The organism is Methylotenera sp. E1MeOHC1, assembly GCF_058745595.1.
The window spans coordinates 413,356-431,719 of the sequence record NZ_CP196025.1 but is presented as its reverse complement, the minus strand read 5'-3'; the positions used below and the strand labels follow the sequence as shown (position 1 = coordinate 431,719).

Sequence of the window (18,364 nt, the reverse complement as noted above, 5' to 3'; positions counted from 1 at the left end):
ATATCAAATCGCTTTACAATACTTGCATATGTAGGCAAAGGCTTAGTGTAGTGAATCAGTTTTTCCGAAAAAAATCCTCCAGATTAGATTTAATTGTATTACGCATTGTCGGCATTTACCTTGCATTCGGCTTGGCGTGGATATTTGCAACAGACTCTGCGCTGTTTAGTCTGATTTCAAGTTATGAAGAGTTTTCGATACTGAACACCTATAAAGGTGTCGCCTTTATTTTTATCACCGCGCTGCTTCTTTATTCACTTTTCCGCAGAACCTTAAAACAACAACAATCCATAGAGCAATCACTGCAAGCAAGTGAAGAACGCTGGAAGTTTGCACTGGAAGGTTCAGGTGATGGCGTATGGGATTGGGACTTACCAAGTGACCATGTGTTTCGCTCTGCACGCTGGAGCCAAATTTACGGCTATGCCGAGAATGAAATCACCCCCACTGCAGCCGCGGGTAGAGAGCTAGTTCACCCTGACGACTTAGCAATCCTTATTAGTGATGTTCAAAATTACTTCTCAGGCAAGAGTGACGTCTATATTTCTGAGTTCCGCCTACGCTGCAAAGATGGCTCTTGGAAATGGACATTGGCCCGCGGCATGACGGTGAGCAGTTCTGCAGATGGCAAACCACTAAGAATGATTGGTACTCACTCCGACATTACCAACCGCAAAAACTCAGAAGCACAAGTTACCCATTTAGCCCACTATGACCAATTAACCGGTTTACCTAATCGCGTGCTGTTTCTTGATCGATTTAAACAAGATATTAAAAAAGCACAGCGCACCGGGCAAATTGTGACGCTCATGTTTTTAGATTTAGACAAGTTCAAAGAAGTAAACGACTCTCTTGGGCACGATATTGGCGATATGCTGCTAAAAGACGTAGCGCTACGTTTGGAAAGCTGCGTGCGTGAATCTGACACCGTAGCACGCATGGGGGGCGATGAGTTCACCATTATTCTTAACGATATTAGCAGCCAAGTGAATATCGAGCGCATCGCACAAGACATTTTAAATAAACTGACAACACCATTTCACTTAGGTGACGAAGTTATCCATGTGAGCACTAGTATTGGCATTAGCAACTATCCAAAAGATGGCACCGAGGTAGAACTGCTGCTCAAAAATGCAGACCAAGCCATGTACGTGGCAAAAGAGCAAGGACGTAATCGCTACCAATACTTCACACCTATCATGCAAGAAGAAGCACTAAAACGTATGCGCTTAATCAGCGACTTATGGGGTGCTTTAAATGACAATCAGTTCAGAGTGTACTACCAACCAATTGTGGACCTTGCAACCGGCGCTGTTTATAAAGCAGAAGCACTGATCCGCTGGCAACACCCAACGCGTGGTTTAGTGAGCCCTGATGAGTTTATCCCAGTGGCTGAAGATACTGGCTTAATTGTAGATATTGGTGATTGGCTGTTTAATGAGGTTGCCACCCAAACTATAAAATGGAAGCAACGTTATCCTAACCTGCAAGTGAGCGTCAATAAATCACCGGTGCAATTTAGAAGCGTGCACGACAATTGCACCAATTGGATTGAGCAGTTAAAACTTTTGGGATTGTCTGGCGAAAGTTTTATTGTCGAGATTACAGAGGGCTTGCTACTAGATGCCAGAGACTCTGTGATTAACCAGTTGAACGCATTTAGAGAAGCAGGTATGAAAATCGCCATTGATGACTTTGGCACAGGCTATTCATCACTCGCTTATCTACGAAAGTTCGATATTGATTTCGTCAAGATTGATCGATCTTTCACCTCAAACATCACCCCGAATTCAAGTGACATGGTGTTATGCGAGGCAATTATAGAAATGTCGCACAAACTTGGCATGCAAGTCATTGCCGAAGGCGTTGAAACCGATGAGCAACGTGACTTGCTACGCAACGCTGGCTGTGATTTTGCCCAAGGCTATTTATACTCAAAACCAGTGACGGCCGACCAATTTGAAAGTCTTTTGGAAGCTACGCAATCCAATTTCTCATTAAACTGATTTAACGCTTTCAGTCAGCTTATTAATCGCATCAGGCTCTCCGCGCACTTTAAAAAACGCACCTTCATGGTCGGAAGTTTCGGCTAACACTTGGCAAGTTGCATAAATATCTTTGCGTAGCTGCTGTGCTTCCCAAGGCAAGAATAGTTCAGCCTCGATTTGACCCTGCTGATAAAACGCGACAATCTTTTTATGTAACTGCGCTACATCATCAGGCCGTTTTGCACTCATCACTACGCAATCTGGGTAACGGCTTTGCAAAGTAAGCGTTAATGCTGCCTGTGCCGCATCATCACCCACAAAATCAATTTTATTGAACACTTTAATACGTGGCACTTCATCTGCGCCAATCTCGGCAAGCACATGATTGGTCACTTCAAGTTGGCGCTCAAACCCTGGGTCACTGGCATCAATTACATGCAGTAATAACGATGCATCTAGTGCTTCATCTAGCGTTGACTTAAACGAAGCCACCAAGCCATGCGGCAAGTTTTTAATAAAGCCAACCGTATCGCTCACCAGAATACGCGGGATGCTCTCTGGGTAAAGTGCGCGCACTGTGGTATCCAGTGTGGCAAATAGCTTATTAGCGACCAGTACCTCACTGCCTGTCAGCGCTCGCATCATGGTAGATTTACCAGCATTGGTGTAGCCAACCAGTGCCACGCCTGCCATCCCTTGGCGCCCTTGCCTGCGCGCACGCTGCGTTTTACGCTCTGCTTCCATCGCTAGAATATCTTGCTGCAACTCAGCAATACGGTCGCGGATTTTACGTCTATCCAATTCAGTATGTGATTCACCAGCACCGCGGCCGCCTTCACCACTACGCTGCCTACCTTGTGGACCTGCTAGTTTTGCCGCCTCACGCAAGCGTGGTGCCATATAGCCCAAACGCGCAATTTCAACTTGCGCACGCGCTGCGCGTGAGCGGGCATTGCGATGAAAAATCTCCAGAATCACCATGGTGCGGTCCATCACCTCACAGCCCACTTCTTTTTCAAGATTACGCGCTTGTGACGGCGAGATTTCGTGGTCAACCAGTACGGTGTCGATTTCCCAATCGTTGATATTAGGCGGCGCTTTATCAAACTCCACATCATATGACTCATGGTTCACAAAAGCGCGTACCTCTTCGCGCTTGCCTTCACCAAGATAGGCCTTGATATCAAATCCGGCACGCTTCTGCACAAAGGTTTTCACTACATCATAGCCTAAGGTTTTTGCAAGCTCGCGCAGCTCGGTTAACGAGGCTTCAAACTCTGCATCACTTACATTAGGTAATTGAACAGCGGCGACCAGCGCGAGATTTGAGCGCTCTTTAACTTCTTTTTGCATTAGGTGATTGGGGTATAAATTAATTGAGGACAGATAGTACCTTAAAAGTGCGATCTAACCTTGTGGAGTTTACAGTTAAGTGCCAAAAAACTTCATTAAAACAAAGCCATTAAGTGCATGTTGCACTCACATGGTTAGCGCATATCTAAGGCATCTATCGGCTCATGAAAGGCAAAGCCTAAGGCACTGGCCACTGGTAGATTGGTTACTTTGCCTTGATGGATATTCAAGCCATTTCTCAAGTCCTCATCATCACGCAGCGCCTGCAAACCATTATCTGCCAGTGCAATCACATAAGGCAATGTGGCATTGTTAAGCGCATAAGCTGAGGTACGCGGCACTGAGCCTGGCATGTTTGCCACACAATAATGAATCACACCATCCACAACATAAGTCGGGGCGTCATGTGTGGTGGGGTGGGCTGTTTCACAGCAACCGCCCTGATCAATCGCTACATCCACAATCACACTGCCGGGTTTCATCCGTGCCACCATTTCATGCGTAATCAACTTAGGCGCTGATGCACCTGGAATCAACACCGCACCAATCACTAGGTCTGCCATGATGCAGTGTTGTTCAATCGCAGCGGCTGTTGAGCATACGGTATGCAAGCGATGGCCGAATTGCTTTTGCAGTTTGCGCAGCACATCAATATTACGGTCTAGCACTGTCACATTAGCCCCCATGCCAAGTGCCACATCTATTGCATGCAGCCCCACTACGCCGCCACCAAGTACGGTGACTTGCGCTGGCGCCACCCCGGGTATGCCGCCTAACAATACGCCTAAGCCACCATGCGTTTTTTCAAGGAAATAAGCACCCGCCTGCACCGCAAGCCTGCCTGCCACCTCAGACATTGGTGCTAATAATGGTAACCCTCCCTTGCCGGTTACCGTTTCATAAGCAATACAGGTTGCACCAGAATCGATGAGGTCACTCGCCTGTTGCGGATCTGGCGCGAGATGTAAATAAGTAAAAAGCATCTGCCCAGCTTGCAACCATTGCCGCTCTATGGTTTGCGGCTCTTTGACTTTAACAATCAGTTCAGCACTTTTAAATACATCTTGCGCGGCTTGTATGATGGTTGCGCCAGCTGCCGCATAATGCGCGTCTGAGGCACTGATACCGATACCGGCGCCCGCCTCCACTACTACTTCATGACCACGAGAGACGAGCTCGCGTACATTTTCTGGCACTAGGCCTACACGATACTCTTGTGCTTTTATTTCTTTAGGTACGCCAATCAACATGAGCTTACACTCCCAATCATTTTTTGATGATACGGCCAACAGTCACAACGCACGTGCTAAGTGCTAAGTGCTAATGAACCGATTATGGGTGATTATTTATATAATAACCAGCTTACCTATACTTAAAAACAAAATTGCTTTCTTAATCGGGTAAGTTTCATGAGCAAATAACACGGCGTAGTTTTCCAACTGAGTACGATACTGCGCAGCTATCTCGTTAAGTTCACTTTCTGTCATATTAGGCACTAAACTCACCGACTTGTAATCAACAATCCAGCGAGTGTCATCCTCTACAAAGGTACGGTCTATCACATAGCTTTTCACTGCATCTTGCTGACGGCGTGTAATGGCTAGCTCAGACGCAGCTCCCGACCTTGCCTGTAGCACCCACTGGCCATCCGTACTGTTAAGCGTTTGCAGCAGTATACGTTGCACCGCTGCTGCCCCATCAGTAGCCGCTTGTGTAGCATGCCCTTGCTGGCGTAGCCAATGCTGCATCGCAGGTTCAAGTGTTGCAAGGCGAGCTGTCGTCCAGTTTGATACGCCTTGTTGTGCCATCATCTCCATGTAACGATGCGCTAAAGTACCCATGTCTGCATCCAAACTACTATGGTAGCTAGGCTTTACATTAGGTTTAGCATAGGTAGGCGGTGCCTTGCCTGTTTGTAGCAGTAAAGGCACAGCTGGCTGTACAAGCCTTACCAATTGCGGCGTAAAGTTTGCAATATCATCTGGCACCTGCTGCTCAGATGCCAATTGCGGGTCAGACTCAAATATCGGGGCAACGCTAGCCCATAACAAATCCAAATACGTATTTTTAGTGGGGCTAATCTCACCCTTGGCATTCTGGTTGGCGATACCAAACAGGTGCAGCTTGCGCTCTACCCGCGTTGCTGCCACGTAGAGCACACGTGCTGACTCATTAGCGTCACGCGCCTTCTCACGCGACTCTAAATAATCATACGGGCTCACTTTATCTTTATCGCGCGCACCTTTAGGGATATAAGGTGCAGCGAGCAACTCATGGCTGTCATCTGTTTTTACCTCTTCCCACAGCACTAACGGCTTGTCAGTATTATTGCCACCGGTTGGTGCGCCTAATCCTAAAAGAATCACGGTATCAAATTCCAACCCTTTGGACTTATGTATCGTCATCATTTGCAGATGCTCACCGTGACTATCTGGCGCGGCAAACAGCTTGGTGATTTCACTTTCCATGCGCTCTGGTGAAAATTGATTGCTACGGTCCAGGCCATCTAAACATGCAAAAAATGCCTGCACATCCACTACATCTGCCGCATCCCACAAGCAATCCGTACCGTTTAGCATCAGCCACACGCCTCTAATCCAGCGGCTCACACTCATGCGGCCTTGGCTTGCATAGGCCTCAGCCAATACCTCACGTATATGCAGCAGGCGCGCTTGCCCATCTGCAGATAAGCCGCTGACAACGTCATTATCTTGCATCAGCGACCAAATCGTACGGTGATGGTCACGCCCAGCCAGCTCATATAAATCATGCAAAGTTAAACCACACCAAGGCGCACGCAAAATAGCCAGCCAATGCACTCGATCTGCGCGATGATGCAATGCATGCATCAGAGAGAGCAAGTCCTGCACAATCTGCCGACCCTCCAACGCCTCAATATCTACTGCCTGAAACGGAATATCCTGGTGATCACGCCTTAATCGGCTTACTAAATGCGACAAGTGTTTTTTGGACCTGACCAGCACTGCAATTTTTTGCTCTGGGTGATGGCTACGTACCTGCTGAATAATACGAATCACTGCTTCTGCCTCGCGCTGCGCGGCGGCTTCGTAGTTTTCGTCCACCTGCTTAATCAGTGGATGCACCACCACGCCAGCTTCAGGCATTTCCTGTTTGGTCGCGATAAATGGCCGGTAATGAATCGCACCCTGCGTCACTTCATCTTGCATGGGGAATATCGGCGCAAAGGTCTGGTTGATCCAATCAATTATGGCAGGGCAAGAGCGATTGTTACGATATAACTGCAAACGCTCTAAGTAAATATTGCCAATACCGTTCACCGCGGCATCAATAAACAGGCCTACATTGGCTTTACGAAAGCGGTAGATAGACTGCATCGGGTCACCCACTGCAAACAAAGTACGTCCATCGTCAAATTGCCAGCCCAGCGTTAACTGCTCTATCAATGCCACTTGGCTAGGGCTTGTGTCCTGAAACTCATCCACTAACAAATGCTGAATTTGATAATCCAGCTTTAACGCCAGCTCAGTTGGCTCACCCAGATGATCAGATAACGCATGGGTCGCACGCTGTGCAATCTCTACAAAATCGACCTCGCCCGCACGCTGAAACACCAGCCACAACTCTGCAACCGCCAGCGTGAGTAATTTGGAGAGCGTAGTAATAATTTGCCAGCTTGCGTTCTCGTTACTTAAATCAGGCAAAGATTTAACACGATATAAAGCTGGCACATCCTCAACCGCATAAATAATTTCCATCAATGCGCTTTTTTGCGCACGGCCTTCATCAGTGGCCGGAAACCCAACTTTCACATTTAAACCGCCCTCTTTACGAGGCTCGCCGGTCGCGGTCAGCAATAGCTCAGCTAACGCACACCACATGGGCAATGCTTCTTGCTTTTGTGCCAGCGGTGTTTCCCAATCCACCAGTAAGGCGATGGGATGATCACAAGGCAAGTTTGACGCAGCAAAACGTGCTGTCGGCATTAATAAATGCTGCAATCTAAATGGCACGGCTTGTGCCGCCACTTCCAGCTCCTGCTCTACCAAGTAGCGTAAAGTTTGCTGCAATTGCTCGGCATCCACTTCATGTTGGGCATGATGTAGCCATTGATCGCGTTTTTCCAGCATTTTAATCAGCAGATTTTTAAGCTGATTCATATCATTATCGACATAACGTAACGCTGTTTTCACTAAATCGCCATGTTCGGTGCCGTTAACCAAGGCAAGTGCCTGCTCAGCAGCTTGCGCATACAGCACGCCGGCATCTGTGGTCACCTGAGGCTGTGCCCCAAAGCGGCTCATCAGTGGCATCTGCCGCGCTAAATGCGCACATAGGCTATCAATGGTAAAAATGCGTAAGCGAGATGGGTTTTCAATCAACTGCCAGTTTTTTTGGCTAGATTGCTGCAGCGCCTTTAGGCTCAGGTCATAAGTAATTTGCTTATGTGCCTGCGTGGGCATTTCTTTGCTATCAGCTTTTAACAAGCTATCCAGAATACGCAAGCGCATTTCCGCCGCAGCCTTGTTGGTAAAAGTAATTGCAATAATCTCTTCCGGCGCATTGACTGTTTGCAATAGCTTTAAATAGCGCTGGGTGAGTAGTTCCGTCTTCCCCGCACCGGCTGGCGCTTCTACAATAAAAGAAGATAAATCCAGTGCGCGTAAGCGGTTTTGTGCGTCAAGTTCCAGCACTTCTGCCGCGGTATTGTTGGCTTGGCCTACATTCATTAAGCACCACCCTGTGTATCCGCAGCCTGAAACCGCTCAAATTGCAATTGACGCTCAGGCAGCCTGAGCAGGGTTGTCACTTCACAATACATCAGATCCGATGCATCGCTAAAACGCGTTGCCGCTTCACCGGCTTTGAGTTCCAGCGCGATGTCTTCAATAGACGCTTTCCAATGATTTAACAAATGTGGCCAATCTACAAAATTTTGGGTAAAAGCCGGTTTACGCTTGGCTTGCTCAGTTTCAAAATTAACCTCGCCTACTCCGGTAAATGCATGATCGGCAGTTTTCACCATGCCAAAATAGATACCGGCAACAGGGTTGGTATTGTCAGCGTAAAAACTGGCATAGATGGGTAGTTGCGGCTCTGTAATGCGGTCTTCACCCCAGTTTTTGGTTTTAGGTGTTTGCCCGGTTTTATAGTCAATAAATTCTAAACCGCCATTTTCCAGCTGATGCACCCGGTCAATTTTCAAGGTCACTTCAATCCCGCAAATTTGTACGATTTTAGTCACTTCACACCCTACGATTTTAAACACTACACCACGCTCTTTTTCAAACTGCAGCCAATCGCCAACCAGACTCAAAAGCCGCTCATGCTCCAGCTCAAGTATCGCAGCAGATGCAACGTCAGTCTTAGCCGCAAAATCTTCTAAAGTTAAGCTCACCGCCTGCTTTAACGCTAAGGTGAAATCATCTGCGCTCATATCGCGTAAATCGGCAAAGTGGCGTTTATTCCAAAATCGCTCCAGTACGTCATGCACTAATGAACCGCGCATGATGCTATCTAAACCGTTAGTTGGTATTTTGAGCGCCTTCGCGCCTAAGCGATATTGATAAAACGCCCATGCAGGGCAAATTGCTTGTGCTTTCAGCAAGCCAGTACCGCCCGAAACATGGTCACCCTCTTGCACAATCGGCGCCATGTGGTCATCCATATGCACTAAAGTTTCATGTGCTTTAAGACTTAACTGCTCAGCTAGCGTTTCAGCTAGGCTGACATCAGCATCCAGCATCGGAATATTTTGCATCAATGGTGACGCACGGAGCTGGCTCTCCCCTGCCGTACGGCTGCTGGAGAAAACAATCTGCCGCGCAGAATACAATAAGCGGTGATGTATCGTGGCCGCAAACGTTGCCTGAATACTGTCATCCGCATTGGGTAAACCTGCTAAGCGCTGAATAAACGCTGGTAACAATGGATTAGGGCGTGCCGGAGGCGGCCAGATATGGTCATTCATATGCATGCACCAAATAGCATCGACTGGTGCACTCAGCCCCTCCATAATCCCCAATATCTGAATCGCAGGCGTTTGCTCAGTTTCTGGCTGAAACACTTGGTTAGTACATATTTGCTGCAAATATGCCACCGCCTGATTCGCAGAAATACGCCGTCCCAATACATCCAACTGCGCCAGTTGCTGCAATGCCTTTTGCCATGCATTAATCGCCTGATACTCCAAACTGCTAATTGTGCGCTCACCCGGCCAACCTAAATGCTCAAGTAGCGTATCTAACACTTCACCCCATTGCGCAGCGTGCGCCAGCTTGCTTGGCACTGCTGCCATCACCGCGTTAAGGTCATGCAACAGCTGCGTTAAGTTCAGGCCATCGTCATGCTGCTTCTGTGCAAACGTAATAAAATTAGCCATCGTAAACTGCGCAGGAAGTTTCTCACGCATCCTTGCGTCAAGCAGTGCGCGCGCATCGGCTTCTTGCTGGCTTGCAGACCAAAATGGAGAAAGTAACATGGCAGAAACATCTGCATAGGCTAACTGATAAGCCGTCACCATCCGCAATAGATGCAATGCGGCCTGCACCACAGGCTGCTGTGCCAGCGGCGTACCTAAAGAAAAATTATAGCGACGTGGTATCGCGGCCAAACTTGAGCGCACACTCTCAGGGTAAAGCACGTCATCCAGTAAGTCTGCCAGCTGGTTTCTCACCTCACTCAAGCGTGGCGTCACAATGGCAATAACAGCATCAGGTTGTGCGGCCAAATATTGTGCTGCCCATGCCACCGCGGCACGGCACTCCGCGTCGTCATGCTCTAAGCACACATACTGTGCTTGCGCGGCCTCACTGGCGGTGGTCACGTAATCTTCAATCAACACTCCACGCTGCATTAAAATCTCACGCAAGTGCTTTTCCTGCGGCGCAGTTTGGTCAAAACCAGCAAACGCGATGCTAGATGGCAACACACTGCTCGCGTTAGCTAACTGAGATAGTTGCCAATCTAAATAACGCACACTTTCCAGTGCATTTAGCTCACTGCAACGCGCCTGAAACGCCTGCTGCCACAATAAAAACTGGCGACACTCTTCCGCCTGATGCTCAGTTGGCACATGCAAATGCCAAGCCACCACGTAGCGGTTGGCCTCGATCGCGGCCTTAGCTAAGCCTGACACATCAAACAACTCACCAAAGGCATTTCTTTTCAGTGACTGCGTAATCACCTCTTCCCACAACAGTTGCTCATTAAATCCACTTAACGCATAAGGCGAGCGCTGGGCTGTAATCCCGCCGGTGAGCAAACTTTCTTCAATGATATGCTCCAGCCATTGCGATAAAGTCTGCACCTCGGGGCTATGCCACTGGCTTTGCTCTGCCTGTAGATGCTGCTGTGCGATGTCGGTTTGAATACTGCGCGCCAATCGGGCAGATGGGCAAAGGATGAGCGTCTTTAAAGTCATTTCACAATTCTATTGGATTATTTGTAATAGGCAAATAAAATAGGTGCACTCTCAACCTAAAGCCTAAAACGGACTATGTTAACTCGACTTCAAAAAATATTGACGTATTTCACCTTGCTGATACTGGTTCCTTTTGCGCTCTTCGCGCTTTACACCTGGGCATCATTAAGCTGGGTTTACTCCTCTGGAGAACGCGCAGGCTATGTACAAAAGCTCTCGCAAAAGGGTTGGGTTTGCAAAACTTATGAAGGTGAGCTTATTTTAGTTTCCATGCCGGGCACGCAGGCGGAGAAGTTCTTTTTTACCGTCAGGGATGCCAGTGTTGCAAAAAAAATCAACACAACTGTTGGCGAACGTGTGCGTCTAATCTATGAAGAGCACAAAGGTGTCCCCACCACCTGCTTTGGTGAAACCAGTTTTTATGTCAAAGATGTGCAATTACTAGACGAAACTAAAGCGAGCAAATAGTTACCTCATGGCCGCTACCGACGAAAAGAACTACATCACCCCTGAAGGCTTTGAAGCACTAAAGGCAGAGTTTCATCAGCTGTATAAAATAGAGCGCCCAGAAGTGGTACGCACCGTTTCATGGGCTGCCGGCAATGGCGACCGCAGTGAAAATGGCGACTACATTTACGGCAAACGGCGTCTACGCCAAATTGACAGCCGCTGCCGTCATTTAATGCGGCGCATGGACTTAGCTGAAATCGTAAATGCCAGCCAACAGCAACATCTGGAAAAAGTATATTTTGGCGCTTGGGTCAGCTTATACAACTTGGACGATGACACAGAACATACTTATCGCATTGTAGGTAAAGACGAGCTGGAACCAAGCAAAGGTTATATCAGCTGGGTATCGCCCCTAGCAAAATCCTTATTGGGTAAATCTATCGGTGACACCGTGCGCGCCACCACGCCCAAAGGTGAAGCAACCTTCGAAATCATTGAGATTAAATACTAACAGCCATGAGCTACCTCATCATTAAATATCTACTGACGGCATTAGCGATTGTTGTTATTTCAGAAGCAGCCAAACTGAGCGACAAACTTGGCGGCTTGGTTGCTGCATTGCCTTTAATTACCATCATTAGCCTCATTTGGCTTTACATTGAGCAGCAGCCCACGGCAAAAATTGCCAATCATGCCTATTACACGTTTTGGTATGTCATCCCTACCCTGCCTATGTTCCCAGTATTTGCATGGATGCTACCAAGGTTTGGGTTTTGGCCCACGCTACTCACCTACATATTGATCACCGCAGTGCTGTTTTACGGCTACGCGCAATTACTAAAAATCTTCAATATTCATTTGCTGTAGATCCGCATGGCAATAGATAAAACTTGGGATATATTCTGCAAAATAGTCGATAACTTCGGTGACATCGGTGTTTGCTGGCGCTTAGCCCAACAACTACACAGCGAGCACCAGTTAACAATCCGTCTATATATTGACGACCTGCATGTTGCTAAACAGCTGATTCCAACCATCGACACCTCGCTTGAACAACAATCAATTCAAGGCATCAGCATCATTGCATGGCATGCAGATACTAAATTTCCGAATGCTGCTCCTATAGTTATCGAAAGCTTTGCCTGTGAATTACCACAAGCCTACCTCGCCACCATGCAGCCCAGCACGGTCTGGGTTAACTTAGAATATTTATCGGCTGAAAGCTGGGTGGATGACTTTCATGCAAACAGCTCAAAACGCGGCACTTTAACCCGCCACTTCTTCTTCCCCGGCTTTACCTCCAGCACCGGCGGTTTGTTACGAGAGCATGACCTTATTAAGCAGCATCAAGAGCTGGATAAAACTCCAAGCCAGCAACAGGACTTTTGGCAAAGTTTAGGGCTAGTCGCCAGCCCTCACTTAAAAGTATCTTTATTCTGCTACCCACATGCGCCAATTTCTGACTTATTATCGGCAATGGCACAATCCAACCAGCCAATTAATTGCTATGTGCCGGCTGGCAGCATTTTACCTAGCGTGGCTGATTTTTTTGGATGCCCCACACTGCACATTGGCGATACGCTCACCCAGCAAAATCTTACGCTGCATGTGATTCCCTTTTTAAGTCAACGTGACTACGACAATCTACTCAGTAACTGTGACATTAACTTTGTGCGCGGCGAAGATAGCTGGGTACGTGCTATTTGGGCAGGTAAACCTTTTATCTGGCAACCATACCTGCAAACAGAACAAACCCACATTAAAAAACTACATGCATTTTTAGATTTATTTTATGCAGAATGTGCAGACGCTACCAAAGTGGCTGTTCTTAACATGCACAATGCATGGCTAGCAGAGCAAATACCAGTCGCAACTTGGCAGGATTATTTAGACCAGCTCCCTGCACTCAAAAGCTATAGCACACAACAAACAAATACGCTTGCACAGCAAACTGACTTAGCCACTAAGTTGGTGATTTTTAGTGAAAAGATGATAAAAAATATCTTAAAAAATAAGGTATAATGCGCGATTTTACGCATTTAGAATCTAAGGCACCCTATGAAAACAGCACAAGAACTCCGCGCCGGTAACGTGATTATGGTGGATAACGTTCCACTGGTCGTAGTAAAAGCAGAATACAACAAATCAGGCCGCAGCACTGCCGTTGTAAAAATGAAATTCAAAAACTTACTGACAGAAGCACCTAGCGAAAGCATCTACGGCGCTGGCGATAAGTTTGATGTGATCGTACTTGAGAAAAAAGAAGTGACTTACTCATACTTTGCTGATCCAACTTATGTATTCATGGATGCAGATTACAACCAGTACGATGTAGACGCAGAGTTCATGGAAGATGCATTACCGTACATCGAAGACGGCATGCCAGCTGACTTACGTTTCTACGATGGCAAAGCAATTACCGTTGAATTACCAACAACAGTGGTACGTGAAATCACCTACACTGAGCCAGCAGTTAAAGGCGACACATCAGGTAAAGTAATGAAACCAGCTAAAATCGCATCAGGTTTTGAATTGCCAGTGCCATTATTCTGTGCGCAAGGCGACAAAATTGAGATCGACACACGTACTGGTGAATACAGAAACCGTGTAATGAAATAATTTTCCAGCTATCACCAGATAGCAAAAAAATTTGAAAAGGGAGCAACTCGCTCCCTTTTTTTATGACTAAGCAAAGTAAATAGCGTTAATATAGTAATCACAATAAGTAAAAAAGTCATGGGGATGCAAAATGAATGACAAACAATTAGTCGCACTACGTGCTGCTCAGTATGTACAAAATGGCATGCTGGTTGGCTTAGGCACCGGTTCAACTGCAAACTACTTCATTGAAGAACTCGCCAGACTAACACGTGAGCAAGGCTTACGATGTACAACCATTGCCAGCTCCACTATCAGTGCACAAAAAGCGCAGTCATTGCAGTTGCCTATCGTGGCATTAGAACACGTGGCTAGCATAGACCTCTATGTTGATGGAGCAGATGAAATCACGTCCGACAAAACCTTGCTAAAAGGCCGCGGTAGTGATTTAGTTAAAGAAAAGCTCCTTGCCAAAGCTGCCACACAGTTTATTGTGGTGGCCGATGCAAGCAAGCTGGTGAACCATATTGGACAAAATTTCACCATCCCGATTGAAGTCATCCCCTTTGCCTGGCAAATGGCAAAAAAGAGCCTAGAAGCGCTCGTCGGTGTGGGTGACCTGCGCCCTAATGCCGCCAAAGATGGCTTTTGGATCACCTCTCACGGTAGCTATGTGCTTGATATGAAATTTGATGCCAGCATCGACGCTAGCACCCTTAATGCCCTGCTTAACAATACGCCGGGTGTTGTGGAACATGGCATTTTCCACCAGTTAGCCGATGTTATTTTAATCGCCCAAGATGGCGTGGTGAGTGAGCGCTAAGTTTGATAGCCCTCTTACAAAATAAACAGTGGATACGTTTACTCACACTGGCATTGCTATGTGTGTGCTTTGTTGGCTGTAAACCTAAGAGTGATGTTGATCGAACGCCAGCGATTGATGCCAAGAAAAAAGAAATTGTCTTTGTTACGCACAATGGCCCAACCACTTATTATTTAAACAATGACAACCAACCCGCAGGGATTGAGTACGACTTAGCTACGCAGTTTGTGAATGACTACTACCCAGACTATGAAATCCGTTTTGTACTGGTCAACAGCATTAGTGAAGTGATTCCAAGCTTGCTAAAAGGTAAAGCGCACATTGCAGCGGCCAGCCTCAGCGTCACGCATTTACGCGAGCATCTGGTGTTATTTTCAACCCCTTACCAAGAAACACAGCAACAGCTCATTTTTAACAATGAAATCAACAAAGAGCCGGACAACATCACAGACATTATTGGCAAAACACTGGCCGTACCAGAAGGCACCAGCTACGAAGAGCACTTAGCCGTTTTACAAAAAAAGAATAACGCGCTCAAATGGCAAAGTATCAAACGCACCAATACTGAATCGTTAATAGAAGAGGTCGCCGATGGCCTACTTGATTACACCATCGCAGATAACCACCTAGCGGCGTTAATGCAAAACTACCATCCTAATCTGAGTATCGCCATGCCAATTGGTCCTGCCGAAAAAATTGCTTGGGCTATGTCTAAAAACTCTGACCGGCAAATGTTAGCTAACATTAATAAATTTTTTGCAAAAATCAAAAATGACGGCACATTACGCAATTTGCTAGATCGCTACTACGGCCATAATAAACGTCTCAACTCATCAGATATCACCACGTTCCTTGAGCGCAGTAATAGCTTGCTGCCAAAATACGTACACCTATTTAAACAGGCGCAGGATATTACGGGCATAGATTGGCGTTTGCTAGCCGCAGTGAGCTACAGAGAATCACACTGGGATACCTACAACACCTCCCCCACCAATGTACGTGGACTGATGATGCTAACTGAAGGCACGGCAGACCTGATGGGCGTTACCGATAGGCTAGACCCTAAGCAAAGCATACCGGCGGGCGCTAAGTATTTGCTTAAACTCATTGATACGGTGCCTGAGCGTATTCCGGAACCGGATAGAACATATATGGCGCTTGCCTCTTACAATATTGGCTACGCACATGTTGAAGATGCCCGTGTGCTCGCTAAGAGATTAAAACTGAATCCTGATAGCTGGGCGGATATTAAAAAAACGCTGGTGTTACTCAAAAACCCCGATTACTACACTACCCTAAAATATGGCTATGCCAGTGGCGGTGCACCTGTTATTTTTGTGGAGTCGGTGCGCAGTTATCAACGCATATTAGAAAAACACCAACCTAGCCATAATCCAGAGTTTGATGCATTTAAGATTGCACGCAATTAATCTAACGTTGAATAACGTGTGGCGCAAGCAGCTGCAATTGCAATACAGCGGTACATAATTGGCAATGAAACCTTATGTAGGCAATGGCTATATTTACAGAGATATAATCAAAGCCACTTAAAAGCTAGTGCATTAAAACCAAAAGGCTGCCTGCCATCATCACTAAACTTGCCAGCAACTTTCTGGCGATATCTTTCTCGTTAAATACACGATAACCAATCAGCACCTGCAGCACCATGCCCAATTGAAACAGCGCCAGTGCATACGCCACCAGCATATTAGCAAGCAACAGCAAGGTAAAATACTGCATGGCGAACACCATCGCGCCGATCAGACTAATACTGTACAGATGCTGCTTAGTCGCCTTCATTTGCTCCTGAATACTATTGGGCAGAAAGAAATAGTTGCTCAATAATACCAATGGCAGCCCGATTAGCGACCAAAACACCATCGTTTCCAGCACCCCGCCAGCCACTGATTTTTTAAGGAAAACCGTACCAACAGAAAACAGGAAAATAGATAAAAAACGCGCCTGCACGCCTTTATCGCGTAGTAACCCAGCCACCGTGCCAGCTTGAGATGTAGCAGCTGGTGGCATCAAAAAGAAGCTGCCTACAATGATAAACAGCACACCTAGCAAGCCCTGTGCACTGGGGACCTCATTCAGAAACAAAATGGCTAACAACATGGACGCCACTACTTTGTAGGCGTTTAATGGCCCAAACACGGACAAATCAGTTTTAGAAAGTGACAGGACTAGAAACATCCAGCCAGCAACGTCAAATAACGAGGCTAGCCATACATTTAACCAAAAATCATGGCTCAGGCTGCCAAAGTCAATCGCGTACAGTAAAGGTGCAGCTAGAACACCAAGTACAAGATAGGTAGCTGCAACGATATAAAATGGGTGCAAACCATGTTGCGCCAATTTTTTTTGATAGACAGTGGACGCCAGAGAAAACATTAGGCGTCCAAATACATAGACGAGTTCCACTAAACTACAAAGACTGAAATATCAAGAATAGCTGAAAAATCTAGGCAGTAATCACCGCCAGATTGTTCATATATGGCCTTAACACTTCTGGCACGGTTACGCTGCCATCTGCATTTTGGTAGTTTTCCAGCACTGCAACTAGTGTACGCCCTACCGCCAAACCAGAGCCATTTAAGGTGTGCACCAGTTCAGGCTTGCCAATCTCGTTACGGAAACGTGCTTGTAATCTACGTGCCTGAAATGACTCACAGTTGGATACAGAGGAAATCTCACGATAAGTATTTTGCGCTGGCAACCAAACCTCTAAATCATAAGTTTTAGCGGCGCCAAAGCCCATGTCGCCTGTGCATAGTGAAACTACACGGTAAGGCAAACCTAATGCTTTAAGGATGTTCTCAGCGTGGCCTACCATTTCTTCTAATGCTTGGTAGCTTTTCTCAGGGTGCACAATCTGCACCATTTCAACTTTATCAAACTGGTGCTGGCGTATCATGCCTTTGGTATCGCGCCCATAAGAACCAGCCTCAGAGCGGAAGCATGGCGTATGTGCGGTGAGTTTAATCGGCAGAGACTCTAAGGGGACAATTTCATCACGCACAGTATTAGTGAGGGTCACCTCAGACGTAGGGATTAAATATAACTTGCTGTCGTTGTGCGCTAATGAGAACAGGTCCTCTTCAAACTTAGGCAACTGGCCTGTGCCGGTTAATGTCTCTGCATTAACCAAATATGGGGTATAGCATTCTTCGTAGCCATGCTGTTCGGTTTGTGTATCCAACATAAACTGTGCAAGAGCACGATGCATTTTTGCAATCTGCCCGCGCATTAGCGTAAAACGTGTGCCAGATAGTTTGGTGCCTGTATCAAAATCCAAACCCAGTGGCATACCAACATCGGTATGGTCTTTCACTTCAAAATCAAACGTGCGTGGTGTACCTACTTTACGCACTTCTACGTTATCTGCTTCAGACTTACCCTGAGGCACGCTAGCGTGCGGTAAGTTTGGCACGTTGAGCAATAGGCTTTGCAAGTCAGCCTGCAACTCAGCCAAACGCACTTCACCCGCTTTTAACTGCTCACCTAGGCCAGCTACTTCCGCCATAATGGCGCTCACGTCTTCACCTTTAGACTTTGCAATACCAATTTGCTTAGATGCATTATTACGCTTAGCCTGTAAATCCTGCGTGTTAGTTTGCACGGTTTTACGCTCTTGCTCTAGGGCGCTGAACTTAGCCGCATCAAACTCAAAACCACGTGCCTGTAATTGGCTCACTACGCCATCTAAATCATTTCTTAATGCTTGAATGTCTAACATTTAAATCCCTT

14 protein-coding genes are annotated in these 18,364 nt (G+C 46.7%); 8 read left to right on the top strand and 6 right to left on the bottom strand.

What is annotated here, in order from left to right; translation table 11 throughout:
• The first annotated feature begins 50 nt into the window (after nt 1-50).
• Nucleotides 51-2,006, top strand: coding sequence for a putative bifunctional diguanylate cyclase/phosphodiesterase (locus ACSSU7_RS01950; protein WP_492517068.1), 1,956 nt, complete (start codon nt 51-53; stop codon nt 2,004-2,006).
• Here the strand turns inward: ACSSU7_RS01950 and hflX are convergent.
• From hflX to ACSSU7_RS01930, 4 genes are all read right to left on the bottom strand, one after another.
• Nucleotides 1,998-3,341, bottom strand: a complete 1,344-nt coding sequence (gene hflX / locus ACSSU7_RS01945; protein WP_492517067.1) for a GTPase HflX — start codon at nt 3,339-3,341, stop codon at nt 1,998-2,000. The two genes, ACSSU7_RS01950 and hflX, sit on opposite strands and share 9 nt — an antisense overlap.
• Before the next feature lie 134 nt (nt 3,342-3,475).
• On the bottom strand, nt 3,476-4,591 hold the full coding sequence (gene ald, locus ACSSU7_RS01940; protein ID WP_492517066.1) for an alanine dehydrogenase: 1,116 nt from the start codon (nt 4,589-4,591) through the stop codon (nt 3,476-3,478).
• 96 nt (nt 4,592-4,687) lie between these two features.
• Complete coding sequence (locus ACSSU7_RS01935; RefSeq protein ID WP_492517065.1) at nt 4,688-8,050, bottom strand: UvrD-helicase domain-containing protein; 3,363 nt, start codon at nt 8,048-8,050, stop codon at nt 4,688-4,690.
• Nucleotides 8,050-10,743, bottom strand: coding sequence for a PD-(D/E)XK nuclease family protein (locus ACSSU7_RS01930; protein ID WP_492517064.1), 2,694 nt, complete (start codon nt 10,741-10,743; stop codon nt 8,050-8,052). The genes ACSSU7_RS01935 and ACSSU7_RS01930 overlap by 1 nt, the downstream gene beginning before the upstream one ends.
• A 75-nt stretch (nt 10,744-10,818) precedes the next feature.
• On the opposite strand from ACSSU7_RS01930, the gene ACSSU7_RS01925 reads away from it, so the two are divergent.
• The 7 genes from ACSSU7_RS01925 to mltF all read left to right on the top strand — a co-directional run bounded on the left by ACSSU7_RS01925 (nt 10,819) and on the right by mltF (nt 16,044).
• The gene (locus tag ACSSU7_RS01925) at nt 10,819-11,211 is read left to right on the top strand and encodes a hypothetical protein (RefSeq protein WP_492517063.1); all 393 of its coding nucleotides are present in this window, start codon (nt 10,819-10,821) and stop codon (nt 11,209-11,211) included.
• A gap of 7 nt (nt 11,212-11,218) precedes the next feature.
• Nucleotides 11,219-11,704: a transcription elongation factor GreB gene (gene greB, locus ACSSU7_RS01920; RefSeq protein ID WP_492517062.1), complete on the top strand. Its 486-nt coding sequence runs from the start codon at nt 11,219-11,221 to the stop codon at nt 11,702-11,704.
• A 5-nt stretch (nt 11,705-11,709) separates the two neighbouring features.
• Nucleotides 11,710-12,060 (top strand): DUF3147 family protein, encoded by a 351-nt coding sequence (locus ACSSU7_RS01915; protein WP_492517061.1) that lies wholly within the window; start codon nt 11,710-11,712, stop codon nt 12,058-12,060.
• A gap of 6 nt (nt 12,061-12,066) precedes the next feature.
• Nucleotides 12,067-13,215: an elongation factor P maturation arginine rhamnosyltransferase EarP gene (gene earP, locus ACSSU7_RS01910; RefSeq protein WP_492517060.1), complete on the top strand. Its 1,149-nt coding sequence runs from the start codon at nt 12,067-12,069 to the stop codon at nt 13,213-13,215.
• Between the two features lie 36 nt (nt 13,216-13,251).
• Nucleotides 13,252-13,812, top strand: coding sequence for an elongation factor P (efp, locus tag ACSSU7_RS01905; RefSeq protein WP_492517059.1), 561 nt, complete (start codon nt 13,252-13,254; stop codon nt 13,810-13,812).
• 130 nt (nt 13,813-13,942) lie between these two features.
• Nucleotides 13,943-14,614 (top strand): ribose-5-phosphate isomerase RpiA, encoded by a 672-nt coding sequence (rpiA, locus tag ACSSU7_RS01900; protein ID WP_492517058.1) that lies wholly within the window; start codon nt 13,943-13,945, stop codon nt 14,612-14,614.
• A 2-nt stretch (nt 14,615-14,616) separates the two neighbouring features.
• Entirely contained in the window at nt 14,617-16,044 is a 1,428-nt protein-coding gene (gene mltF / locus ACSSU7_RS01895) for a membrane-bound lytic murein transglycosylase MltF (protein WP_492517057.1), read from the top strand.
• Nucleotides 16,045-16,168: 124 nt separating this feature from the next.
• On the opposite strand, the gene ACSSU7_RS01890 is transcribed toward mltF, so the two are convergent.
• Both ACSSU7_RS01890 and serS read right to left on the bottom strand, forming a co-directional pair.
• Complete coding sequence (locus ACSSU7_RS01890) at nt 16,169-17,008, bottom strand: EamA family transporter (protein ID WP_492517056.1); 840 nt, start codon at nt 17,006-17,008, stop codon at nt 16,169-16,171.
• Between the two features lie 70 nt (nt 17,009-17,078).
• Nucleotides 17,079-18,353, bottom strand: a complete 1,275-nt coding sequence (gene serS / locus ACSSU7_RS01885; RefSeq protein WP_492517055.1) for a serine--tRNA ligase — start codon at nt 18,351-18,353, stop codon at nt 17,079-17,081.
• Nucleotides 18,354-18,364 lie beyond the last annotated feature (11 nt).

Bases quoted from the DNA above. Each gene is read 5' to 3' on its own strand.
- hflX (WP_492517067.1), bottom strand. From the start codon at position 3,341: ATGCAAAAAGAAGTTAAAGAGCGCTCAAATCTCGCGCTGGTCGCCGCT.
- ald (WP_492517066.1), bottom strand. From the start codon at position 4,591: ATGTTGATTGGCGTACCTAAAGAAATAAAAGCACAAGAGTATCGTGTA.
- ACSSU7_RS01935 (WP_492517065.1), bottom strand. From the start codon at position 8,050: ATGAATGTAGGCCAAGCCAACAATACCGCGGCAGAAGTGCTGGAACTT.
- ACSSU7_RS01930 (WP_492517064.1), bottom strand. From the start codon at position 10,743: ATGACTTTAAAGACGCTCATCCTTTGCCCATCTGCCCGATTGGCGCGC.
- ACSSU7_RS01925 (WP_492517063.1), top strand. From the start codon at position 10,819: ATGTTAACTCGACTTCAAAAAATATTGACGTATTTCACCTTGCTGATA.
- greB (WP_492517062.1), top strand. From the start codon at position 11,219: ATGGCCGCTACCGACGAAAAGAACTACATCACCCCTGAAGGCTTTGAA.
- ACSSU7_RS01915 (WP_492517061.1), top strand. From the start codon at position 11,710: ATGAGCTACCTCATCATTAAATATCTACTGACGGCATTAGCGATTGTT.
- earP (WP_492517060.1), top strand. From the start codon at position 12,067: ATGGCAATAGATAAAACTTGGGATATATTCTGCAAAATAGTCGATAAC.
- efp (WP_492517059.1), top strand. From the start codon at position 13,252: ATGAAAACAGCACAAGAACTCCGCGCCGGTAACGTGATTATGGTGGAT.
- rpiA (WP_492517058.1), top strand. From the start codon at position 13,943: ATGAATGACAAACAATTAGTCGCACTACGTGCTGCTCAGTATGTACAA.
- ACSSU7_RS01890 (WP_492517056.1), bottom strand. From the start codon at position 17,008: ATGTTTTCTCTGGCGTCCACTGTCTATCAAAAAAAATTGGCGCAACAT.
- serS (WP_492517055.1), bottom strand. From the start codon at position 18,353: ATGTTAGACATTCAAGCATTAAGAAATGATTTAGATGGCGTAGTGAGC.